At 30.8% G+C, this 21,221-nt stretch carries 22 protein-coding genes and 1 tRNA gene; 17 read left to right on the top strand and 6 right to left on the bottom strand.

From position 1 onward, the window contains the following. The 12 genes from ABIN17_08535 to ABIN17_08480 form a co-directional block, all read left to right on the top strand. On the top strand, nucleotides 1-473 hold a 473-nt coding region (locus ABIN17_08535; GenBank protein ID MEO0285097.1), incomplete at its 5' end, for a zinc-ribbon domain-containing protein. An 86-nt stretch (nucleotides 474-559) separates the two neighbouring features. Beyond that, a complete protein-coding gene (locus ABIN17_08530; GenBank protein MEO0285096.1) occupies nucleotides 560-913 on the top strand; it encodes an NADH-quinone oxidoreductase subunit A in 354 nt (117 codons plus the stop codon). A gap of 22 nt (nucleotides 914-935) precedes the next feature. Beyond that, the gene (locus ABIN17_08525) at nucleotides 936-1,472 is read left to right on the top strand and encodes an NADH-quinone oxidoreductase subunit B family protein (GenBank protein ID MEO0285095.1); all 537 of its coding nucleotides are present in this window, start codon (nucleotides 936-938) and stop codon (nucleotides 1,470-1,472) included. Next, the gene (locus ABIN17_08520; GenBank protein MEO0285094.1) at nucleotides 1,469-1,927 is read left to right on the top strand and encodes an NADH-quinone oxidoreductase subunit C; all 459 of its coding nucleotides are present in this window, start codon (nucleotides 1,469-1,471) and stop codon (nucleotides 1,925-1,927) included. The genes ABIN17_08525 and ABIN17_08520 overlap by 4 nt, the downstream gene beginning before the upstream one ends. After that, nucleotides 1,928-3,073, top strand: coding sequence for an NADH-quinone oxidoreductase subunit D (locus ABIN17_08515; GenBank protein ID MEO0285093.1), 1,146 nt, complete (start codon nucleotides 1,928-1,930; stop codon nucleotides 3,071-3,073). It abuts the gene before it with no gap. Between the two features lie 10 nt (nucleotides 3,074-3,083). Continuing rightward, nucleotides 3,084-4,055 carry an NADH-quinone oxidoreductase subunit NuoH gene (gene nuoH / locus ABIN17_08510; GenBank protein ID MEO0285092.1) on the top strand — a complete coding sequence of 324 codons (972 nt, stop codon included), beginning with the start codon at nucleotides 3,084-3,086 and terminating at the stop codon, nucleotides 4,053-4,055. A gap of 11 nt (nucleotides 4,056-4,066) precedes the next feature. Next, complete coding sequence (locus tag ABIN17_08505) at nucleotides 4,067-4,567, top strand: 4Fe-4S dicluster domain-containing protein (GenBank protein ID MEO0285091.1); 501 nt, start codon at nucleotides 4,067-4,069, stop codon at nucleotides 4,565-4,567. 2 nt (nucleotides 4,568-4,569) lie between these two features. Next, complete coding sequence (locus tag ABIN17_08500) at nucleotides 4,570-5,046, top strand: NADH-quinone oxidoreductase subunit J (protein ID MEO0285090.1); 477 nt, start codon at nucleotides 4,570-4,572, stop codon at nucleotides 5,044-5,046. Next, a complete protein-coding gene (gene nuoK / locus ABIN17_08495) occupies nucleotides 5,047-5,346 on the top strand; it encodes an NADH-quinone oxidoreductase subunit NuoK (protein MEO0285089.1) in 300 nt (99 codons plus the stop codon). Between the two features lie 16 nt (nucleotides 5,347-5,362). Continuing rightward, complete coding sequence (gene nuoL / locus ABIN17_08490) at nucleotides 5,363-7,234, top strand: NADH-quinone oxidoreductase subunit L (GenBank protein ID MEO0285088.1); 1,872 nt, start codon at nucleotides 5,363-5,365, stop codon at nucleotides 7,232-7,234. Nucleotides 7,235-7,326: 92 nt separating this feature from the next. Beyond that, nucleotides 7,327-10,554, top strand: coding sequence for an adenylate/guanylate cyclase domain-containing protein (locus ABIN17_08485; GenBank protein ID MEO0285087.1), 3,228 nt, complete (start codon nucleotides 7,327-7,329; stop codon nucleotides 10,552-10,554). Between the two features lie 4 nt (nucleotides 10,555-10,558). Continuing rightward, nucleotides 10,559-11,365 (top strand): helical backbone metal receptor, encoded by an 807-nt coding sequence (locus ABIN17_08480; GenBank protein MEO0285086.1) that lies wholly within the window; start codon nucleotides 10,559-10,561, stop codon nucleotides 11,363-11,365. Here ABIN17_08480 and ABIN17_08475 read toward each other — a convergent pair. Genes ABIN17_08475 through ABIN17_08460 form a run of 4 tightly spaced genes read right to left on the bottom strand, consistent with a single transcriptional unit; the run spans nucleotide 11,343 to nucleotide 15,691 of the window. Beyond that, entirely contained in the window at nucleotides 11,343-12,692 is a 1,350-nt protein-coding gene (locus ABIN17_08475) for a TldD/PmbA family protein (protein ID MEO0285085.1), read from the bottom strand. The genes ABIN17_08480 and ABIN17_08475 overlap by 23 nt on opposite strands. After that, complete coding sequence (locus tag ABIN17_08470; protein MEO0285084.1) at nucleotides 12,689-13,978, bottom strand: dihydroorotase; 1,290 nt, start codon at nucleotides 13,976-13,978, stop codon at nucleotides 12,689-12,691. Before ABIN17_08470 ends, ABIN17_08475 begins: the two co-directional genes overlap by 4 nt. 1 nt (nucleotide 13,979) lies before the next feature. Further along, the gene (gene ribH / locus ABIN17_08465) at nucleotides 13,980-14,459 is read right to left on the bottom strand and encodes a 6,7-dimethyl-8-ribityllumazine synthase (GenBank protein MEO0285083.1); all 480 of its coding nucleotides are present in this window, start codon (nucleotides 14,457-14,459) and stop codon (nucleotides 13,980-13,982) included. Then, a complete protein-coding gene (locus tag ABIN17_08460; protein ID MEO0285082.1) occupies nucleotides 14,459-15,691 on the bottom strand; it encodes a bifunctional 3,4-dihydroxy-2-butanone-4-phosphate synthase/GTP cyclohydrolase II in 1,233 nt (410 codons plus the stop codon). Before ABIN17_08460 ends, ribH begins: the two co-directional genes overlap by 1 nt. A 79-nt stretch (nucleotides 15,692-15,770) precedes the next feature. Between ABIN17_08460 and ABIN17_08455 the strand changes: the two genes are divergently transcribed. From ABIN17_08455 to ABIN17_08435, 5 genes are all read left to right on the top strand, one after another. Further along, nucleotides 15,771-16,901 carry a hypothetical protein gene (locus ABIN17_08455; GenBank protein ID MEO0285081.1) on the top strand — a complete coding sequence of 377 codons (1,131 nt, stop codon included), beginning with the start codon at nucleotides 15,771-15,773 and terminating at the stop codon, nucleotides 16,899-16,901. Nucleotides 16,902-16,903: 2 nt separating this feature from the next. Beyond that, a complete protein-coding gene (locus tag ABIN17_08450; protein ID MEO0285080.1) occupies nucleotides 16,904-17,527 on the top strand; it encodes a Crp/Fnr family transcriptional regulator in 624 nt (207 codons plus the stop codon). A gap of 5 nt (nucleotides 17,528-17,532) precedes the next feature. Next, nucleotides 17,533-18,585 carry a peptide chain release factor 1 gene (gene prfA, locus ABIN17_08445; GenBank protein MEO0285079.1) on the top strand — a complete coding sequence of 351 codons (1,053 nt, stop codon included), beginning with the start codon at nucleotides 17,533-17,535 and terminating at the stop codon, nucleotides 18,583-18,585. Nucleotides 18,586-18,620: 35 nt separating this feature from the next. Further along, nucleotides 18,621-18,692: transfer RNA gene (locus ABIN17_08440), tRNA-Cys, on the top strand. Between the two features lie 13 nt (nucleotides 18,693-18,705). Next, the gene (locus ABIN17_08435) at nucleotides 18,706-20,004 is read left to right on the top strand and encodes an amidohydrolase (protein MEO0285078.1); all 1,299 of its coding nucleotides are present in this window, start codon (nucleotides 18,706-18,708) and stop codon (nucleotides 20,002-20,004) included. A 94-nt stretch (nucleotides 20,005-20,098) separates the two neighbouring features. Here the strand turns inward: ABIN17_08435 and ABIN17_08430 are convergent, their stop codons facing one another. After that, nucleotides 20,099-20,836 carry a DNA-formamidopyrimidine glycosylase family protein gene (locus ABIN17_08430; protein MEO0285077.1) on the bottom strand — a complete coding sequence of 246 codons (738 nt, stop codon included), beginning with the start codon at nucleotides 20,834-20,836 and terminating at the stop codon, nucleotides 20,099-20,101. Beyond that, nucleotides 20,812-21,221, bottom strand: a 410-nt coding sequence (locus ABIN17_08425) for a UV DNA damage repair endonuclease UvsE (GenBank protein MEO0285076.1), incomplete at its 5' end; no start/stop codon positions are given. The genes ABIN17_08425 and ABIN17_08430, both read right to left, overlap by 25 nt.

The raw sequence follows: 21,221 nt of genomic DNA, 5'->3' as shown, positions 1-21,221 counted from the left end.
ATTATAATCAAAAAATGCCAGTATTTATTATAAAATGTCCAGGATGTGAAACTAAATATAAAGTAAGTACTGAAAAAATTAAACCAAACTCTAAAATTCGATGTCCAAAATGTCAAACTGTATTTATTTTTAAAATACCCGAAGAAATTCTGAAAAAGGAAGAAGCCAAAGAATTTGAAAAAAAAGAAACTTTCACCCTTGAAATTCCACCTGATGTTCCTCCTGAAGAAAGAAAACTTCATGAAAGAGCTATTAGACTTGCAAAAATACTTGCAAGGGATATTATAAACTACTATAGGGATAGATGGGAAAAGGCTTTAAAAGACGGAAATTTAAAAGAGGAATTCAAAAAAGAAATTATGGAATCATGGAAATATTACTGTGAAAAGGTCCCAAAAGAAATAAGAGATAAAACAAATTACTTCCAGATCGCTTTCAACCAGATAGTTGGTAAGGGTAAAAAAATACTATAAATATTTGAAAATCTCTAAATATTTTTAATAAAATTTAAAACTAATTTTGGAGGTGGGTTCCAATCCCCTATTTCCCATTCATAGAAATGAGCCCTTATACAGGAATAATAACAGTTTTAATAATTTCAATAATTTTAGCAATTCTAATGGTTTCTTTACCTAAAATACTTGCTCCTAAATATAAAGAGCCAGAAAAAAATATTCCCTACGAATCAGGTGAAATTCCAATAGGAGAAGCCTGGTCCAGGTATCCTGTAAGATATTATCTTTTGGTAATTACTTTTTTAGTTTTTGAAATTGAAGTTTTATTCATATTTCCCTGGGCAACTAAGGTGAAGGAATTATATTTAACCGGATTTATTGAAATTTTTTTATTTGTATTTATTTTACTTTTAGGATGGATTTGGGCAATTAAAAAGGGCGCACTTAAATGGGAATAAAAACTTTTTTAAGGAGGATATTATGGAAAAAGTTTTAAAAATAAATCCAGAGGAAGTTTATTACTCTCCCTTATTTAATAAACTTGTAAATTATGCTGAAAGGTTTCCAGGCGGCGGTCTTATTCTCACCACCACAAAAAAACTTTTTGCCTGGTCAAGAAAATCAAGTTTATGGCCAATCACTTTTGGACTTGCTTGCTGTGCCATTGAAATGATGGCAACCTATGCTTCAAGATATGACCTTGAAAGATTCGGGGTTATTACAAGAGCATCCCCAAGACAATCAGATGTTATGATTGTCTCCGGAACTGTATCCTGTAAAATGGCTGAGAGAATCAAAAGACTCTATTCTCAGATGCCTAACCCTAAGTGGGTTATTGCGATGGGTTCCTGTGCAATAGCTGGTGATTTTTACAGGAATGTTTATTCAGTTGTTCCAGGTGTTGATAGAGTTATTCCGGTTGATGTATATGTTCCGGGTTGTCCTCCAACACCTGAAGGTCTGATTGAAGGAATAAGAAAATTACAGGAATTAATTACAAAAGGAGCAAAAAAATGAAGAAAGAGGTAATAAAAAGAGAACTTAACCTTGAGGAAACAAAAGATGGAATTTTAATTTTTGAAAAAAAGGAATTTTTCCATGTAATGGAAAAAGTTAAAGAAAACTTTCCCTATCTTTCCTTCATTACAGCCTGCCATTTTCCTGAGAAAAGAGAATTTGAAATTATTTATTGTGTTAGAAATTTAGAAGAACCTGAAATTTTACTTTTAAAAACAAAAATATTGGAAAATGAAAAAATTCCTTCAGCTTATAAATACTATAAAGGTGCTGACTGGATGGAAAGAGAAATTTACGATTTATTTGGAATAGAGTTTGAAAATCATCCTGATTTGAGAAGAATAGTTTTACCTCCTGACTGGGAAGGTCATCCTTTAAGAAAGGATTACCCAATAAATAAAGCACCTGAAAAGTATGATTACAGAAAAAGAGAAGTTTTAAGGAGGGAATTTTAAATGGAAGAAAAAATTAAAACCTTTGAACCTGAAGAGGAAATAGTTTTAAATATGGGTCCTCAACACCCCTCAACACACGGGGTGTTAAGGATTATTTTAAAACTTTCAGGTGAAAAAATTGTTGAGGCAAAACCTGACATCGGATATTTGCACAGGGGGGTTGAAAAACTTGGGGAAACTTATACCTATGTCCAATTTTTACCCATGCTTGATAGAAATGATTACCTTTCTGCCACAACAAATGAATTTGGATTTGTTCTTGCTGTTGAATCTCTTGCCAATATAGAGGTTCCAGAAAGGGCTCAATACATAAGAGTAATGTTTTCTGAGCTTTCAAGAATTGCATCCCACCTTGTATGGCTCGGAACATTCTGTCTTGATCTGGGTGGTGCCTTAGGTGGAGGAACATCGGTATTTTTATTCTGTTTCAGGGAAAGGGAAAAGGTGCTCGATATTTTTGAAAGAATGACAGGTTCAAGACTCCATCCCCATCTTATGCAGTTTGGAGGTGTTAGATACGATGTTTATCCTGGAATGGATAAGGATATTAAGGAAACCCTTGATTTACTTGAGAAAAGAATTGATGAATATGAAGATATGCTTATAAATAATCCTGTATTTCTTGATAGAACAAAGGGAGTAGGGATATTGCCAAAAGAAATTGCACTGGAATACGGTTGTTCAGGACCTGTTCTAAGAGGTTCCGGTGTAAAATATGATCTAAGAAAAGCTCACCCTTACTCTTCTTATGATAAATTTGATTTTGAAATTCCTGTTTTTAATAATGGAGATGTCTTTGATAGATTCAGGGTCAGAATTGAAGAGATGAGACAGTCAATAAAAATAATAAGACAGGCTTTAGAGGGACTACCTGAGGGTCCCATTGCTTCCCAGATGCCTGTTAAGGTAAAGGTTGCTGTAAAAACACCCCCTGGAGAAGTGTATAGAGCTATTGAATCTCCAAGGGGTGAACTTGGTTATTATATTTATTCAGACGGAAAACCTACAGCTTATAGAGTAAAAATAAGAGCACCTTCATTTTCAAACCTTTCAGTTTTACCCTACCTTTTAAAAGATCACCTTGTAGCTGATGTCGTTGCAATACTTGGTTCCCTTGATCCAGTTTTTGGTGATGTAGATAGATAGGAGGTAAAAAATGGGAAATATAATTTTAATAACAACAATTTATATTTTAGTTACATTAACAATTGTGCTTTATTTGACATGGTTTGAAAGAAAGTTTGCTGCAAGAATTCATACAAGAGTAGGACCCTACTATGTTGGAAGACCCCATGGATTTTTACAGCCAGTTGCTGATGTTTTAAAACTTTTTTTAAAAGAAGATATTGTTCCTGAACAAGCAGATAAAACTATTTTTAATATTGCTCCTATAATTGTTTTTATCGGAGCACTCCTTGCTTTCTCAGTTTTACCTGCTGCAAAAAATATTTATATATCAGACCTATCCGTTGGGATTATTTATTTCTTTGCAGTTTCCTCTCTAATTATCTTCGGTGTTTTCCTTGCTGGATGGGGAAGCAATTCAAAATATGCCTTACTTTCAGCCTTTAGAGCAGGAGCACAGGTTGTTTCTTATGAAATTCCCCTTTTATTTTCAGTTCTTGTTCCAGTTATCCTCGCTGGATCTCTAAAAACAAGTGATATAGTTGCGAGTCAGAAAATACCCTATGCCCTTTATCCTGTTTTTGGTTGGATTAGTTTTATTATTTTTCTTATTGCTGGGCTTGCAGAAGAAAACAAAGTCCCCTTTGATGTGCCTGAAGCAGAAAGCGAACTTGTTGCAGCATACAATGTGGAATATTCCAGCACCAAATTTGCACTTTTCTATGCAGCTGAGTATACACATATTTTTGCGCTTTCAGTTCTTGGAGCTATTTTGTTTCTTGGTGGATACAGGGGATTCTATCCTAAAATAGGTCCTGAATGGGTATACCAAGTCCTCTGGCTAATTTTTAAGAGCTTCTTTATGCTCATTCTATTCCTTTTAGTTCGATGGTCTTTTGTAAGAATAAGAATTGACAGGCTAATTTTATTCTCATGGAAATATCTCTTTCCAATTTCCCTTATAAATCTATTTTTAGCAGGTCTATATAAAATCTTCTTTTAAAGGAGGATAAAATGTTAAAAATTTTGAATGTTTTAAAAATTACAATAAAAAATTTTTTTAGAGAAACTTTTACAATAATGTATCCTGACAAAAAGAAAGAAATACCCCAAAGATATAGAGGACCTCTATTTGCTTTGCCACTTGATGAGGATGGAGAATTAAAATGTATTGCTTGCAGATTGTGTGAGCAGATTTGTCCTTCTGAGATAATAACTGTAGTTCCAGCAAAAGAAAAAAGTAAAAAGGGTAAAACATATCCAGAAAAATTCACCCTTGAGCTTCATGCCTGTCTCGCCTGTGAACTCTGTGTTCAGGTATGTCCAACTGATGCAATTGTTATGTTAAAAATTCCAGGTTGGGCTGCTTTATCTCATGAAGAAATGTTTTTAACCCTTCCTAAGATGGTAGAATATGGAAAAAAATATGAGAGTTCAATAAGCACAGGTAGCGCTTTAAGAAATATGCAAACACCTCCAAGAAGAGAAAAAATTTCTGTTAAAAAGGAGGAATAAAAATGAAAATAATATTCTGGATAACATTTGTAATAACAGGAATTTCAGGACTTATGACTGTTTTAACAAGGGATTTATTCAGAAGTGCATTATATCTTGGAGTAACACTTCTTGGAACAGGAGTTTTATATCTTTTCCTTGGTTTTGATTTTGTCGGATGGACACAGATTTTAGTTTATGTGGGTGGAGTTGTTCTATTAATGATTTTCACAATAATGCTTGCAAGGGAATCTATAATGAAACCACTTGTAAATACAATAAGAAATCCCTTTACAAGTGGACTCTTTGCCCTTCTTATTTTTTTACTCTTATTACTAATAGGCAAAACTTTTTATTTTTCTCCTTATGGTCTTGAAAAGGATGTAAATTTTCTCCCATATTTAATCTTTCAGAGTAAATATGTTTTACCTTTTGAAATTTTATCAATTTTACTTTTGGCTGGTTTTATAGGTGCTATTCTTATTGCAAGGAGGGATTAAATGGAGTTAAAATCTCTTTTTTACCTTTCAATATTTTTATTTTCTCTTGGACTTTATGGAGTTTTATCAAGGAGAAATGCTCTTGGAATTTTAATAGCCCTGGAATTAATTTTTAACAGTGCGAATTTAAATTTTGGAATCTTTTCTCTTGCATGGGGAAATCCTGCAGGTGTGATGACAATAGTTTTCGGGATAGGAATTACTGCCATTGAGGTTGTCCTTGGATTTGCTATTGTAATACTTCTTTTTAGATTAAGAAAAACATCAAATGCAGACGAAGTTGAAATTTTAAAGGGTTAAAAAGGAGGGAAAAGGTATGGACCTTTCTCTTTTAGCCTTAATTTCATGGTGGGCACCCTTTTTCTCTTTTTTAATTATAGGAATTTTTATAAGGAATTATGGAAAATTATCAGCTTTCCTTTCAATTTCAGCAATTTTCTTATCACTAATATTAAGCACTCTTATTTTAATTAATATAGAAAAAATTGAAAACCCTATTCTTAAAAATCTCCTTTGGCTTCCTTATGGAACAAAAGCTGGAATACCAGGTTCTGAATCAATATTATTTGGTCTTTTTCTTGATAAACTATCAGCAATAATGTTATTTGTTGTAGCGCTTGTTGCCTTTGCTGTTCAGGTATATTCCATAGGTTACATGCATGAAGAGTCGTCCCCATCTCTTGGTAGATACTATGCCTATCACTCCCTATTTGCCTTTTCTATGATAGGACTCACCCTTTCTAAAAACATATTGCAGATGTTTGTCTTCTGGGAGCTTGTAGGTGTCTGTTCCTATCTATTAATTGGTTTTTATTATTATAAACCAGAAGCAGCAAGAGCTGCTCTTAAGGCCTTCTGGATTACAAAACTTGGTGATGTTGGATTTATGATCGGTATTTTAACATTATATTTTAATTTTGGCAATCTTGATATTTATAATTTGATTAGTAGTCCATCAATTTTAAAAGCTCAGGGTTCACTTTCTTCCTTAATTCTTCTCCTACTTTTCTGCGGTGCAATAGGTAAATCTGCACAATTTCCACTACATATATGGCTTCCTGATGCAATGGAAGGTCCCACACCTGTCTCAGCACTTATCCATGCAGCAACAATGGTTGCCGCAGGTGTTTATATGGTCTCAAGACTTTTCCCTGTTTATGTTGAGTTTCCTGATGTAATGTGGGTAATAACAATTTTAGGTTCATTTACTGCCTTTTTCTCAGCAACAATGGCACTTGTTCAGGAAGATATAAAAAGAATTCTTGCCTATTCAACCATATCACAACTTGGATACATGATGGCAGGTCTTGGAGCAGGTTCTTTAAATGCTGGATTCTTTCATCTCTTTACCCATGCCTTTTTCAAAGCCTTATTATTCCTCGGGGCAGGTGCAGCAATTCACGCAGTTCACTCTAATTCAATATGGGATATGGGAGGGTTATTTAAGAAAACACCTATCACATCTATTTCTTTTCTTATAGGAGCACTTGCATTAGCGGGAATTCCTCCTTTCTCAGGATTTTATTCCAAGGAGGAAATAATTTTAACAGTTTATTCCTATCCCAATAAAATTCCTTTTCTGTTTTTAGCTCTTACTATATTCTTAACTGCTTTTTATATGGGTAGAGCATATACAGTTGCATTTCTGAATAAACCAAGAACAAAGGAAGCAGAACATGCCCATGATCCTGACCTTTCAATGAAATTTTCCCTTGTATTACTCTCCCTTTTCTCAATCTTTGCAGGGTTTTATGCAGAAAAAATTTCTCATTTGCTTTCTTATTTAGAAGGAGAAAAAGTTTTAAAAGAAACAGAAAGTGTAAAGATTCTATCTCTCCTTTTAGCCTTAACTGGAATTCTATCTTCCTATTATGTTTATTCAAGAGCTTTAGAATTTGCCTCTAACTTAAAAACAAAATTCTCCTTTATTTATATAACTCTTAAAAGAAGATATTATGTTGATGATGCGTTTGAATGGATATATAGGAGAATTTTGATTTTCCTTTCTGTTTTTGCCAGTTGGTGGGATAGACATATTGTTGATGGTATCGTAAACTGGGTTATTTATACAACAGGTAGAATTGGAAAATCACTTAGAGTAATACAAACAGGCGTTATTCAGGATTATCTTTTTTATATCGCTATAGGCTCAACTATAATGCTACTTTTAATATTAAGGGGATTTTAAATTTGAAAAAAATTTAAATTTTTCAATAATTTTAGGAGAAAATTTTTTAGAAAAAATTTTTTATAGAAAAAAAATGTTTTATAATTTTTATGATGGAAGAGAAGAAGATTGCAACAGTAGTTTTTACAGATTTATCAGAATTTACAAGTTTATGTGAAAAGTTAGATCCTGAGGAAGTTAGAGATATTCTTTTTAAAATTTTTAGCATAATTGAGGAAAATACTTTAAGATACAAAGGTAAATTGATAAAGATAATTGGTGATTGTGCTTTGTGTGTTTTTGGGATACCTACAAGTTTAGAAAATACTGCGGAGAATGCACTTAAATCAGTTTATTCCTCATATCAAACAATAAAAGAGATTTCAAGGGATTTTCCTTTTCCTGTCAAACTTCATACCGGTATCCATACAGGAGAAGTTTTATATGAAATTGATGAAAAGGGTAAAATAGAAATATTGGGGGACACTGTCAATACTGCTTCAAGGTTACTGAGTCTTGCAAAGGGTGATGAAATCTTAGTAAGCAAGGAAGCATATTTAAGGACAAAACATCTGTTTGATTTTGAATTCTGTGGTAAAACTAAGTTGAAGGGTAAAGAAACAGAAATTGAGATATATAAATTACAAAAGCAGAAAGAAAAAAGAGAAAAGCTTAGAGGTCTTGAGGAAATGGATATTCCTTTGATTGGAAGAGAGAAAGAAATAAATTTGATTCTAAATAGTTTCAAGACATTTTCAAAGGAAAAAAAAGATTTTTTAGTTTTAATTAAAGGCGAACCTGGAATTGGAAAAACAAGGCTCTTTGAAGAATTTAAAAGAATAAAAGAAAAAGAAATAATCTTTTTAGAAGGGAAAAGTTTACCTGATGAAATGTCACCTTTTCAGCCAGTAAAAATGATCCTTGACCAGGTGATTAAAATTTTTGGTGAAAATGTATTTGAGAAAATTTTTCCAGAGGATAAAGCTGGATTTATTCCTGTTTCTCCCTTTTTAAATTCTATTATAAAAAATGAAATCTCTGAGGAAATAAAAAATCTCTCACCAAAAGAATTTAAAAGACAAAAATTTTTTGTGATTGAAAGTATATTAAGAAAGTTGACTTGTTTAAGTCCAATTTCCTTACTCTTTGAAGATCTACATTGGGCTGACGAAGAAACCTTTGATTTTTTAAAGTTTCTATTAACATCAATGGAATCAGATAAAGGAATATTTTTTATCCTCCTTACAAGGCCACCGGTAAAGGAAAAAAAATTAATTGAATTTCTTAATTTTCTTAAAGGAGTGCAGAATATAACCTTAATAGAACTTTCGCCCTTAGACAGTATAAAAAGCCTTGAACTTATAGATAGGATTTTATCTATAGCTAAAATGCCAGAAGAAATAAAGAAAAAAATTATCCTTGAAAAATCAGGTGGTAATCCTTTTTACATAGAAGAGTTAACAAAATATCTTATTGAAAAGGGGATAATTTACAGAGAAGGTGAAAGCTGGAAAGCAAGGGTTATAGTAAAGGAAATTGAAAGATTACCAATTTCAATTGAGGAAATTTTATTAAGCAGAATTGATTTTTTAGATGAAAAAGAGAAAAAATTTTTAAAAATAGCTTCTGTAATTGGAAGTAATTTTATTATAGAAGGAATCAAAAAAATTACAGATGATGAACCCGAAAAATATATTGATGCTCTTTTATATTCTGGTTTTATAACAAAATCAAATAGAAAGTTTTTAGTTTTTGAAGAGTATTCTTTCAAACATCATCTTATACATGATTCTGTTTACAGAACACTTTTAAAAAAGGAAAAAAAACATTATCATTTGTTATATGCTAAATGGCTTGAAGATTTATATCAAAAAAATTATGATGTTCCTGAGGGGATAATTGCTGATCATTTTGAAAAAGGCGAGGAAGATGAAAAATCATTTATTTACAATAAAATATATGCAGAAAAATGCAAAAAAAATCATATAAATTTTGAAGCAATAAAAAGATATAAAAAATTGCTTGAAATAATTGATAAAACTAATAAGTTTGAAAAAGAAAAAATTGAAATTTATAAAAATCTTGGAAGACTTTATAATGTAGTGGGAGATTTTGCAAATTCAACTATGAATTTAAGAAATGCCCTTGAAATTTCTAAAGAAGAAGAAAAAAGTGAAATTTTTTATGAAATAGCTGACACTTATCAAAGAGCAAGTCTCTACACAGAGGCTCTTTTTTATCTTGAAAACGCACATAATTTATGCAATAAAAAAGAGACTTTAGCAAATATTTTAAGAGAAAAAGCATGGATCAATTTTTTAGTTGGTAATTTTGAAGAATGTAAAAAATATTTAGATAAAACAATAAAAATAATTGAAGAAATTGAAGATGAAGAAAAAAAAGATTCTATGAAAGCCAGTTTCTATAATATTTTAGCTTCCTATTTTTCCCAAAAAGGAGATATAGATAAAGCAATTTACTTTTATAAAAAGTCTATGGATATTTATGAAAAAAGAAATAATATAGTGGGTAAAGGAACAGTATACAACAATCTTGGTTTTCATCTATATAAAGATGGTAAAATTGAAGAAGGTATTGAAATGCTCTTCAAATCACTTGAAATAGAAAAAAACACAGGGAATTACTTAGGTTATGCAATTACCTGTAATAACCTTGGAGAAATGTATTTACTTTTATATAATCTTAAAGAATCCGAAAAATTCTTCAAAAAATATCTTGAAGTTAACAAAAAAATAAGAAATAGACTCGGAGATGGTTATGGAAATCTTGGTATGGCTGAAATAAGAAAGAGAGAGGGAAATTTTAAAGAAGCTGAAAATTTTTATCTTGAAAGTGTAAAAATTTTAAAAGAAGTAAAAAGTGAAGTAGTTGAAAACAGAGCAAAGATGTGTCTTTCCAACTTTTATTTATCACAAGGTTATTTGGAAAAATCGAAGTTATTATTGGATGAAGTATTAAAATATGCTGAAAGAGAAAAACATTTCCTTGCCCTTTACTCTGTATATCTTTTACTTGCTAATTATCATTTAGAAATTTATAAAAAGACTAAAAACACAAAAAGTATAAATGAGGCAGAAGAATTTATTAAAAAAGGAGAAGAACTCTTAAGAGATTTAATAAGAGAAAAAATAGCACCTATCGAACTTTATAAAACAGAAATCTCATACTATTCTTTGAAAAATGAGTTTGAAATAGTTAAGGAAAAAGAAGAAAAATTAAATGAACTTATCCTTTATTTAATAAGTAACATAAGAGAAACAAAAAATAAGGAAAACTTTTTAAAACATAAGGACTTCTATTATTTCATCTATTCCTGTTAAAATAATGAAAATTTTTTCTGAATTCTTCGGAAAAGTAATTGAAATTCCTGATAATCCCCGAAAAATAGTTTCCCTTGCTCCTGATATTACAGATACTATATTTAAACTAAAAAGAGAAGATAGTTTAGTTGGTATCAGTTTCTATTGTAGAAGACCTTATGGAAAACTTAAAAATTTTTTAAGAGTAGGTTCCTATTTAAAAGTTTTATGGGATAAACTGGATTTTCTAAATCCTGATTTAATCTTAGCAACTTCAGGTGCTCAAAGGGAAGTTTCCTATGAAATTCTAAGAAAGGGATACAGTATTTTTGTTTTACCTGTCCCTCAGTCAATTTATGGAATTTTTGATAATATAAAAAAATTAAGTATTGTTTTGAATGAAACTGAAAGGGGATATAAACTTATTGAAAGATTAACAAAAATAATTGAAAAAATAAAAGAAGAAAAAATAAGTAAAAGAGTTTATTATGAAATATACCTTGGAGGGAAAATAACCATAGGTTCTTCAAGTTATATAAATGATGGTTTGAGAATTCTTGGACTAAAGAATATTTATTCTTTTAAAAAAGAAAGTTATTTTGAACCTAAGGATGAGGAAACTAAAAAATTAGATTTTGACCTTATATTATATGAACCTCACAATGAAAAAATTGATAAAAAAATTTTAAAAAATAGATTAAAAGAAAGATTTGGTAATAAAAAAATTTTAATATTACCCTATGATTTTTTAGCCCATTATGGACCTTCTTTCATTGATGAGGTCCTTTTAAAATTAAAAAAGAAATTAATTAAAACTCAGTTCCACTTGTAAATTTGAGAGAAGGAGCAAGAATATAAGGAGCATAGATTCCTGTAGGAAACCTGAAGTCATAGTGTGAAGATTCTGAAATTAACTTTCTCTCCTTTGAAATTTCTATATCTTGACTTAAAACTCTTAAAAAGGAATCAGTAAATCTTAAATTTTTAAGAGGTTTTGTAATTTTTCCTTTTTCAATTAAAAAGGTCCCATCCCTTGTCATTCCTGTTATAATAAATTCTGATGGACTTACTATATTTGTATAATGGAACCTGGAAACATATATACCTTTTTCTATATCCTTTAAAATTTCATCCTTGCTTTTTACTCCTTTTTCTATAACAAGATTAAAAGGGAGTGGAAAAGTTGATGGAGGAAAACCAGCTGCGTTACCTGTTGATTCTTTATTTTCTAAAAAAGCAGTTTTCCTGTCATACACAAGATTTTTAGCTATGCCTTTTGAAACAAGCTCTACTTTCTCTCTTCTTACACCTTCAAAATCAAAGGGGAAAGCAAAACCTTCCTCAAAATACGGGTCTTCGAAACATGTTAATTTTTCTGAAAAAACTTTTTCTTCTAATTTTCCAAAAAGAAAATTTCTTTTTTCCTGATATGTTTTAGCGGAAAAACCTATGAAGGAAGCAAAAGTAAATATATCAGCCACAGCCTCAGGTTCAAGAAAAACAGTATATTCTCCAGGCTCTAACTCTATTTTGTTAAAAGATTTTTCAGCTTTAAATTTTGCTTCCTCTGCTATTTTTTCAAAATCAAGTTTAGAAAACTTTCTTGAATGTGCTTCAGACCAGCCACTTGCTGAATCTTTCATTGCCGTAACTGTTACATGTGCATCTGATAACTTTGAATAGGCCTTTAAACCATTTGATGAGAAAAGAGCAATTTCACTCCCACCTGTATTTACAACCCCAAAACCTTCAAAATCCCCAAGTATTTTTGAAATTTTATAAACAGCCTCTGCTCTTTCTTCCTCACTTACATTAAAAGTTTTATCATCAAAAGTAAAAACATTTTTATAGGTGTAAGGGGTAGAAAAACCTGGATAATCAGATGGAACTGCATTTTTTAACATTTCATAAGTCTTTTCAACAATTTCTTTTGCCTCTTTAATTTCAGGATTACTGAAAAACCTTGTAACAACAAAATTTTTTTCCTTTATGCTTATTCCCACTCTCATTTCTTCATAAGAAGTATTCTGATGTATTTTACTTTTCGAATACCTTGTTATATCATTTTTTTCATAAAGGAAGGCAACAAAAATTTCGTCACCTTTTTTGTTTTCAAGAATTTTTTTAAAAAAATCTTCATAAAAATCAAAACCTTTCATATTTTTTCCTCCTTATAGGTTATTTTTCCCTTGTTTATTGTATAGATAACTTTACCCTTTAATTTATAGCCTTTAAAAGGTGTATTTTTACCTTTACTAAAAAATTCATCTGGATTACAAATCCATTCCCTATCTACATCAACAAGAGTTATACTAGCAAAATTATTCTCTTTTATTTTACCGTAACCTTCAAGACAAAATATTTTAGCTGGATTATAGGACATGAATCTAACTATATCTTTAAGCTCAAATATTTTTTTGTGATAAAAAAATGTTAATATAAGAGAAAGAGAAATTTCAATACTTGAGATTCCTGAAAGTGAAAGATCAAATTCCTTTTCTTTATCAAAAAGTCTGTGAGGAGCATGGTCTGTTGCAATTATATCTATAATTCCTTCTTTTAAACCTTCAATCAACTTCTCTCTATCTTCTTCTTCCCTTAAGGGTGGATTAACCTTACAATTTGTGTCAAAATCACCTATTGCTTTTTCAGTTAGTATTAAGTGATGTGGACTTGCTTCTGCTGTAATATTGAGTCCTTCTTCCTTTGCTTTCTTAATTATATCAACACTTTCCTTTGCTGAAACATGGGCTATATGTAATCTACCTTTTGTTTTTTTAAGAAGAACTACATCCCTTAAAATTGCTATTATCTCCCCTTCCCTTGGTCTACCCTTAAGACCAAGTGACAAAGTAAAAGCAGATTCATTGGCAACTCCTCCTTCACATAAAAATTTATCTTCAGCATGTTGTATTAAGGGTTTATCAAAATCTCTTGTATAATAAAGGGCAATCTCCATAAGTTTTGAATTTTGAACATAATTTCCGTCATCAGAGAAACCGATAGCTCCTTCCTTTAGCATTTCATAATAATCAGCAAGTTCTTCACCCTTTCTCCCTTTTGTTATTGCACCAACTGGTAAAACCTCGCAGTATCCATAAAATTTAGCTTTTTCTTTAACATATTTAACAACTGAACCCCTATCCGTACAGGGGTCAGTATTTGGCATGGCAAATATTAGAACATAACCTCCTTTTGAAGCAGCCTTAGTTCCTGTTTCTATTGTTTCACTTTCTTCAAAACCCGGCTCCCTTAGATGAGAATGGGCATCAATAAGACCAGGGAAAGCATATAATCTTTTTCCATCTATAACTAAACTCACCTTTCTTTCAATTTTCTTTGCTATGCCAACTATTTTCTCACCTTCAATTAAAATATCAAAATTTTCTTTTATACCTTCTTCAGGGTCAACTATATTTACATTTTTAATTAAAATTTCTCCCAATTTATATTGAATTTATTGTTTCTTTAAGTCTAAGCATTTCAAGCATTGTAAATGCAGCCTTTTCTCCCCTGTTACCCATTTTACCACCAGATCTTTCAATCCCCTGAAGAGTATCAGAAACTGTTATTATTCCCATTCCAAGAGGTATTCCCTTTTCCTTTGCAATTTTTATTACGTTCCTTATACTTTCGCTTGCAACAAACCTGTGGTGTTCTGTTTCTCCCTCAACAACTGCTCCAAGGACTAAAAAAGCATTATATTTTTCAGGATATTTATCTTTTAAAAAAGAAAAGGCACTTATAATTTCAAGGGAACCTGGAACAAAATAAACATCAATTTGATCTTCTTCAGCACCACATCTTTTAAGAAACTCCTTTGCACCTCTTAACATTTCAAAGGTTATATGGGAATGGAATCTTGAAACTATTATGCAAAATTTATCCTTTTTATTTACAATCAATTTACCTGAATACTCAGGCATTAGAGTTTCCTCCCTTCTTTTTGAATTTTTTCAAGTAAGTGTCCCATTTTTTCCTTTTTAACTTTTAAATATTCTCTGTTATTTTCATTTGGTTCTACCTCTATAGGTACTCTTTTAACTATTTCTATTCCATAACCTTTAAGACCTACTATTTTTGAAGGATTATTTGTCAAAAGCCTTATTCTTCTTAAGTTAAGATCAAGTAAAATCTGAGCACCTATTCCATAATCTCTTAAATCAGGGGGGAATCCTATAGCTTCATTTGCTTCTATTGTATCAAGCCCTCTTTCCTGTAATTCATAAGTTTTTAATTTATTCAAAAGTCCTATTCCTCTTCCTTCCTGTCTCATATAAACAAGAACTCCCTCTCCTTCTTCCCTTATCATCTCCATTGCTCTTTCAAGCTGTTCTCCGCAATCACACCTCAAGGAATGTAATATATCACCTGTTACACACTCAGAATGAACTCTTACAAGAACATTATCTTTACCTTCAGGTTCCCCATAAAGTAAAGCAAGATGAACTTCTTCATCGACAATATCTTCATATGCATAAAGCCTAAAATTACCAAATTTTGTTGGAAGATTCACATTAGCAACTCTTTTTACAAGTCTTTCTCTCTTTAATCTGTATTTTATTAAATCAGCTATTGTAATTATCTTTAAATCAAATTTCTCTGCTATCTCAAAAAGCTTTGGCAACCTTGCCATTGATCCATCATCATCCATTATTTCACACAAAACCCCAGCAGGATATAAACCAGCAAGTCTTGAAAGGTCAACTGCTGCTTCAGTATGTCCGGCCCTTCTCAAAACTCCAGCTTCCTGAGCTTTAAGAACATGAACATGACCAGGGATAGCAAGATCTTCATGGGTTGTTTTTGGATCAATAGCAACTCTGATTGTTCTTGCTCTGTCATAGGCAGACGAACCGGTACTAACTCCCTTTTTAGCATCTATAGGTGCAACAAAAGGAGTCCCCATCTTAGAGGTATTTACATGTGAAAAATCTGGAATTTGTAACTCTTCTATCCTTTTCTTTGTCAGGGAAAGACAAATTAATCCTCTTGCATGAGTAGCCATAAAATTTATATGCTCAGGTGTAACTTTCTCTGCTGCCACAATCATATCTCCTTCATTCTCTCTATCCTCGTCGTCCACAACAATTACAATTTTACCTTTTCTTATATCTTCAAGGGCTTCCTCAATAGTAGAAAAACTATATTTTTTCATACTTTTAATCCTCCTTTAGAAAATTTCAATCTTAATTATAAAGTTTTCAAAACATAATATCAATATCTTATAATTTTTTATGGCACACGCTTATACACCTGGTTTAAAAGTCTCTGAAAAAACTTTAATTTTAAAAGAAAGGAGACTTCCCTTAAAAGGGGAAGTCCTTGTTAAAAAAGGAGAATATGTAAAAGCTGAATATGTGGTTGCAAGAACTCTTTTACCTGGTAATGTTCATCCCTTAAATGTAGCAGGTCTTCTTGGAGTATCTCCGCAGGAACTTCCAAATTTAATGCTCAAAAAAGAAGGTGATGATGTTAAAAAGGATGAAATTATCGCCTTAAGCAAAGGATTTTTTGGACTTTTTAAAACAGAGGTTAAAAGTCCTGTTGATGGGAAAATTGAACAAATATCAACTGTAACAGGACAGGTAATCATAAGGGAACCACCAATTCCTGTGGAAGTTAAAGCTTATTTTGATGGAATTGTAGAGGATATTATTCCCGAAGAAGGAGTGATTATGAGAACAACAGCCACTTTTATTCAGGGAATATTTGGTGTCGGAGGCGAAAAAATTGGAAAACTCAAAGTTCTTGTGGATTCACCTGAGGAAGAACTCACAATTGAAAAGGTTAAAAAAATAAAAGATAATTTAGAGGGTTCTATTGTTGTAGGAGGAAGTTTCGTAACAAGTGAAGTTCTTAAAATATTTGAAGAAATGGGTGTTTTAGGATGTGTAGTTGGTGGAATTGATGATGAAAATTTGAGGAAATTTTTAGGCTTCGATATTGGGGTTGCAATAACAGGTTCTGAACCTTTGAAGGTAACTTTAATTTTAACAGAAGGGTTCGGGAAACTCGAGATGGCTAAAAGGACATTTTTACTTCTTAAAAAAAGGGAAGGGGATAAGTGTTCAATAAATGGGGCAACCCAGATAAGGGCAGGTGTAATCAGACCAGAAATTATAATTCCCTATGAAAAAATTGAAGAAGTGAAGGAGGAAGAAAAGCTTAAAGAAGGTCTTGCAGAAGGAACCTTAGTAAGAATAATAAGGGATCCCTATTTTGGTGAGATTGGGAAAGTAATAGCACTTCCACCTGAACTGAGACTTATTGAAACAGAAGCAAAAGTAAGAGTTCTTGAGGTAGAATTAAAAGATGGGAAAAGAGTTGTTGTTCCAAGAGCAAATGTTGAAATCTTAGAGGTTTAATAATGCTTGAGAATAGTTTTGAAAGGGAACTTGTAGAGGGAGAATTACTATTTAAGGAAGGAGAGCCTGGTGATGAAATATATATAATAAAAAAGGGAAAAATAAAAATATTTAAAGAAATTGACGGTGAGGAAAAGATACTGGCAATATTAAAAGAAGGGGAAGTTTTTGGTGAAATGGCAGTAATAGATGGTAAACCGCGAAGTGCAAGTGCAATGGCTATTGAAAACACTGTATTAGAAGTATTAAATAAGGAAAGTATATTAAAGGTTATTAACTCTCATCCACTTGTTAAATATCTCATAGATACTTTAACAGAGAGATTAAGAAGAGCAGATGAACTGTTAAGACTTTTAACAATAAAACATGAAGAACAGAGATTTTTAACATATCTTATAATAAGAGCAAAGGAAGGTCCAAGAGAAGATATAGATTTAACTGAGATTGAATATTTCACAGGTATAGAAAAAGAAACCCTTCTTTCCTTTATAAATGACCTTGAAAAAAGGGGACTTATTCTTTTGGGAGAGAATAAAATAAAAATATTAAAACCTGAAGAAATTGAAGAATATAGAAAGTATATATTTTTAAAGGAAAAATTTGAAAGGGAAAGGAAAATTGAATAAAATTTATGAAAAATTTGAAGAATATAATATTAAAGAAAGAGGAGATTGAAAAAAAACTCTCTGATCCTGAAATAATAAAAGATAAGAAAAAACTTCAAGAGCTTAATAAGGAATATAAAAATATAAAGGAAAAGGCTGAAATAGCTGAAAAAATTCTGGATATAGATAAAGAGTTGAAAGAAATTGAAAGTTTGCTTGTGACAGAAAAAGACGATGATATGATTAAATATCTAAATGAAGAAAGAGAGGAAAAGATAAAAGAAAAAAACAGATTACTATTTTTATTACTTGAAAAAGATAAAGGAGAATTTGAAAATAACTGCATACTTGAAATAAGGGCAGGAACAGGTGGAGAAGAGGCAAGTTTATTTGCAAAAGACCTTTTAAGAATGTACTTAAAATTCTGTGAAAAAAAGAATTTTAAAGTTTCAATCACAGATTTAAGGGAAAGTGATTTAGGAGGAATTAAGGAAGTTGTTCTTTTAATTGAAGGGAAAAATGCATATAGATTTTTAAGATATGAAAGTGGGGTTCACAGGGTTCAGAGAATCCCTGTGACAGAATCCGGCGGAAGAATTCACACATCAACGGCATCAGTTGCTGTTCTTCCTGAAATTGAGGATATTGAAGTAGAGATAAAGCCAGAAGACCTTGAAATAGAAACAAAAAGAGCAAGTGGGCCGGGAGGCCAGCATATGCAGAAAACTGACTCAGCAGTAAGAATAAAGCATATACCTACAGGAATTGTTGTTCAGTGTCAGGATGAAAGGTCCCAGCATAAAAATAAAGAAAAAGCTTTAAGAATTTTAAAATCAAGGATATATGAGTATGAAAGGGAAAAAAGAGAAAAGGAATTAAGGAATTTAAGGAAGGAGCAAATAGGGACCCAGGATAGAAGTGAAAAAATAAGGACTTACAACTTTTTACAGAATAGGGTAACAGACCACAGAATTCCTTTGACTGTTTATAATTTAGAGGAAGTTCTTGAAGGGAATATTGATCCCTTTATAGAGGCAATGGAAAAAAAGAAGTTTGAAGAAATGGTTAAAGAAGGTTGATTTTTTATTAATTTCTCTTTTATATTTATTATTAAGGCGGCGTGGCCGAGTGGCATAGGCAGCGGTTTGCAAAACCGCTTACCTCGGTTCAATTCCGGGCGCCGCCTTTAAATTTTTTTAGTGGAAAAATTTGATCTTTTATTTAAAAATTCTCTCATAATTTTAAATAAAGAAAAATATATTGTAAACGGATTCCTTGGTATAAAAGATGGAAAAATTGTATATGTTTCTGATAAAGAACCCAAAATTGAATCAAAAGAAGTTTTTGATTTTAAGGATAGAGTAATTTCACCTGGATTTTTTAATACCCACACCCATATTCCAATGACACTTTTAAGAGGATTTGCCGATGATTTACCTCTTATGGAATGGCTCACTAAATATATTTGGCCTCTTGAATCTAAACTACTTTCTCCAGAATATGTTAGAATGGGAACTTACCTTGGATTGATTGAAATGATAAAATCAGGAACTATCGGATTTGCCGATATGTATTTTTTTGAAGAAAAAGTTGCAGAAGTGATAAATGAGGTAAAAATATATGCTCTTTTATCAATAGGAATACTTGACTTTGAAACCCCTTATTATAGAAACTCAAAGGAAGCAATCAAAAAAACTGAAAATTTAATTAACATTTATAAAAACCATGAAAGGATAAAAATAAATCCAGGACCACATGCAATTTATTCCTGCTCTAAAGAAACTATAATTGAAAGTGTAAATTTAGCAAAGAACTATAACTTACCCCTTCATATTCATATTTCTGAAACAAAAGGGGAAGTTGAGGATATAGTTAAAAAAACTGGTAAAACGCCTGTATTTTATCTTAAAGAAACAGGAATTTTTGATTTAAAGGTAATAGCAGCCCACTGTGTTCATTTAACCGATGAAGAAATTAATTTCCTTAAAAATAAAAATTTTTATATTTCACATAACATTACAAGCAATTTGAAACTTGCTTCTGGAATACTTCCCTTAAAAAAATATAGGGAAAAGGGATTAAAGATAACCATAGGAACAGATAGTGCTTCATCTAACAATAACTTAGATATGTTAAGGGAAATGAAACTTGTCTCCTTAATCCATAAGGGCATAAACTATGACCCACTTATTTCAAGTGCAAGGGAAGTTTTTGATATGGCAACAAAAAAGGGAGCAGAGGCTCTTGGTTTTGATTCAGGAGAAATAACTGAAGGTAAAAGTGCAGATTTAGTTGTTTTCAATCCTGAAAAAGAAGGAACTCTACCCTTTTATGACCCCTATTCCTATATAGTTTATGCAGCAGGTAAGCAAAGTGTTGAAAGTGTTATGGTAAAGGGAAAATGGATTTTAAAAAATTATGAATTTAAAACTCTTGACTATGAAAAAATTATAAGAGAAGCAAAAAATTGGAAAGAAAAGATTAAAAATTTAATTTAAAATTTTATATTTCCCAAATAAAAATCCTAAAAACCTCTTTTAAAATCAGTGTTAAAAGCAAATAAAAAATTAAAAATTAAGCTTTATATTGATTTTAAAAAATAGAATAAAAGAGTTTCTGACAATTTTCACAAAAAAAACTTTTTCTTTTCTTTTCACCGGTATATTTTAATTTAATTTTTGAGTTACATATTCTGCAAAATTTTTTACCGTATATAAAAAGCTTCTCTTTTAATGATTTATTTGTTTTTCGCAAGAGATAAAAATCATAAGAAAAAGACAAAATACTATCTATCAATTTATCAATTAATTTCTCTTCAATACTTTTACAGATACTTAAAGGATGTATCCCTGCCATAAAAAGTGCTTCATTTTTTATAATATTTCCAACACCAGCAAATATGTTTTGATCTAAAATTATATCACATATAAACTTATCTGAATTTTTAATTTTTTCCTTTGCCTTAATTTTGTCAAAATCTCTGCTCATTATATCTATTTTTGGATCATAAATGAAATCTTCTTTTTTTAATATTTTTACTGAAGTGTTATAAAAATTTAACTCTGTGTTTTTAAACTTAATTGAGATTCTCTCTTTTTTATTCTTTCTTTTTTCATTTATTCTCAATGAACCATACATTAAAAAATGAATTATTAAATAAAAAGAGTCAAATTCAAAAATCAATCTTTTACCAAAGGATTTAACATCTAACAATTTTTTACCAACTATAATCTCTTTATTTTCCCTTGTATTACCACTAACAGCTATCGGGATTTTCCCTTTTAAAAATTTCAATTTTTCTTTGATTAAATATACTCCTGGACCTTCCATAAACTTTTCCTTTTAATAAAATTTATAGCCTTTAAAGTGCTTTTTTCCTTATCTTTTATTTCAAGCATAATATCAATACAAGAAGTTACTTTTAAAACTTCTTTTAAAAAAGAATAAAAATCTTTAAGATTAATTTTTTCTGCATGAGATCCCTTTCTCCCTGATAATTTTAATGAACTATAATCAACTATTGGAGGACCATCCTTTATTTTCCATGTTTTTATAACGTCTTTAAGAATTTCAGAAAATCTTTCACCGTTATTATTCAATCGGTGATGAAGATAATCGGCAACTATCGGTATTCCTGCTTTTTCATGTAAATTCAAACAATCCTTTAGATTATATATTCTTTCATCATTTTCAACTACAAGCCTTTCTTTCAAGG

This window comes from candidate division WOR-3 bacterium, assembly GCA_039803925.1.
Taxonomy (GTDB): domain Bacteria; phylum Hydrothermota; class Hydrothermia; order Hydrothermales; family JAJRUZ01; genus JBCNVI01.
The sequence above is the reverse complement of the archived record's forward strand: the minus strand, read 5'-3'. Positions and strand labels throughout refer to the sequence as shown.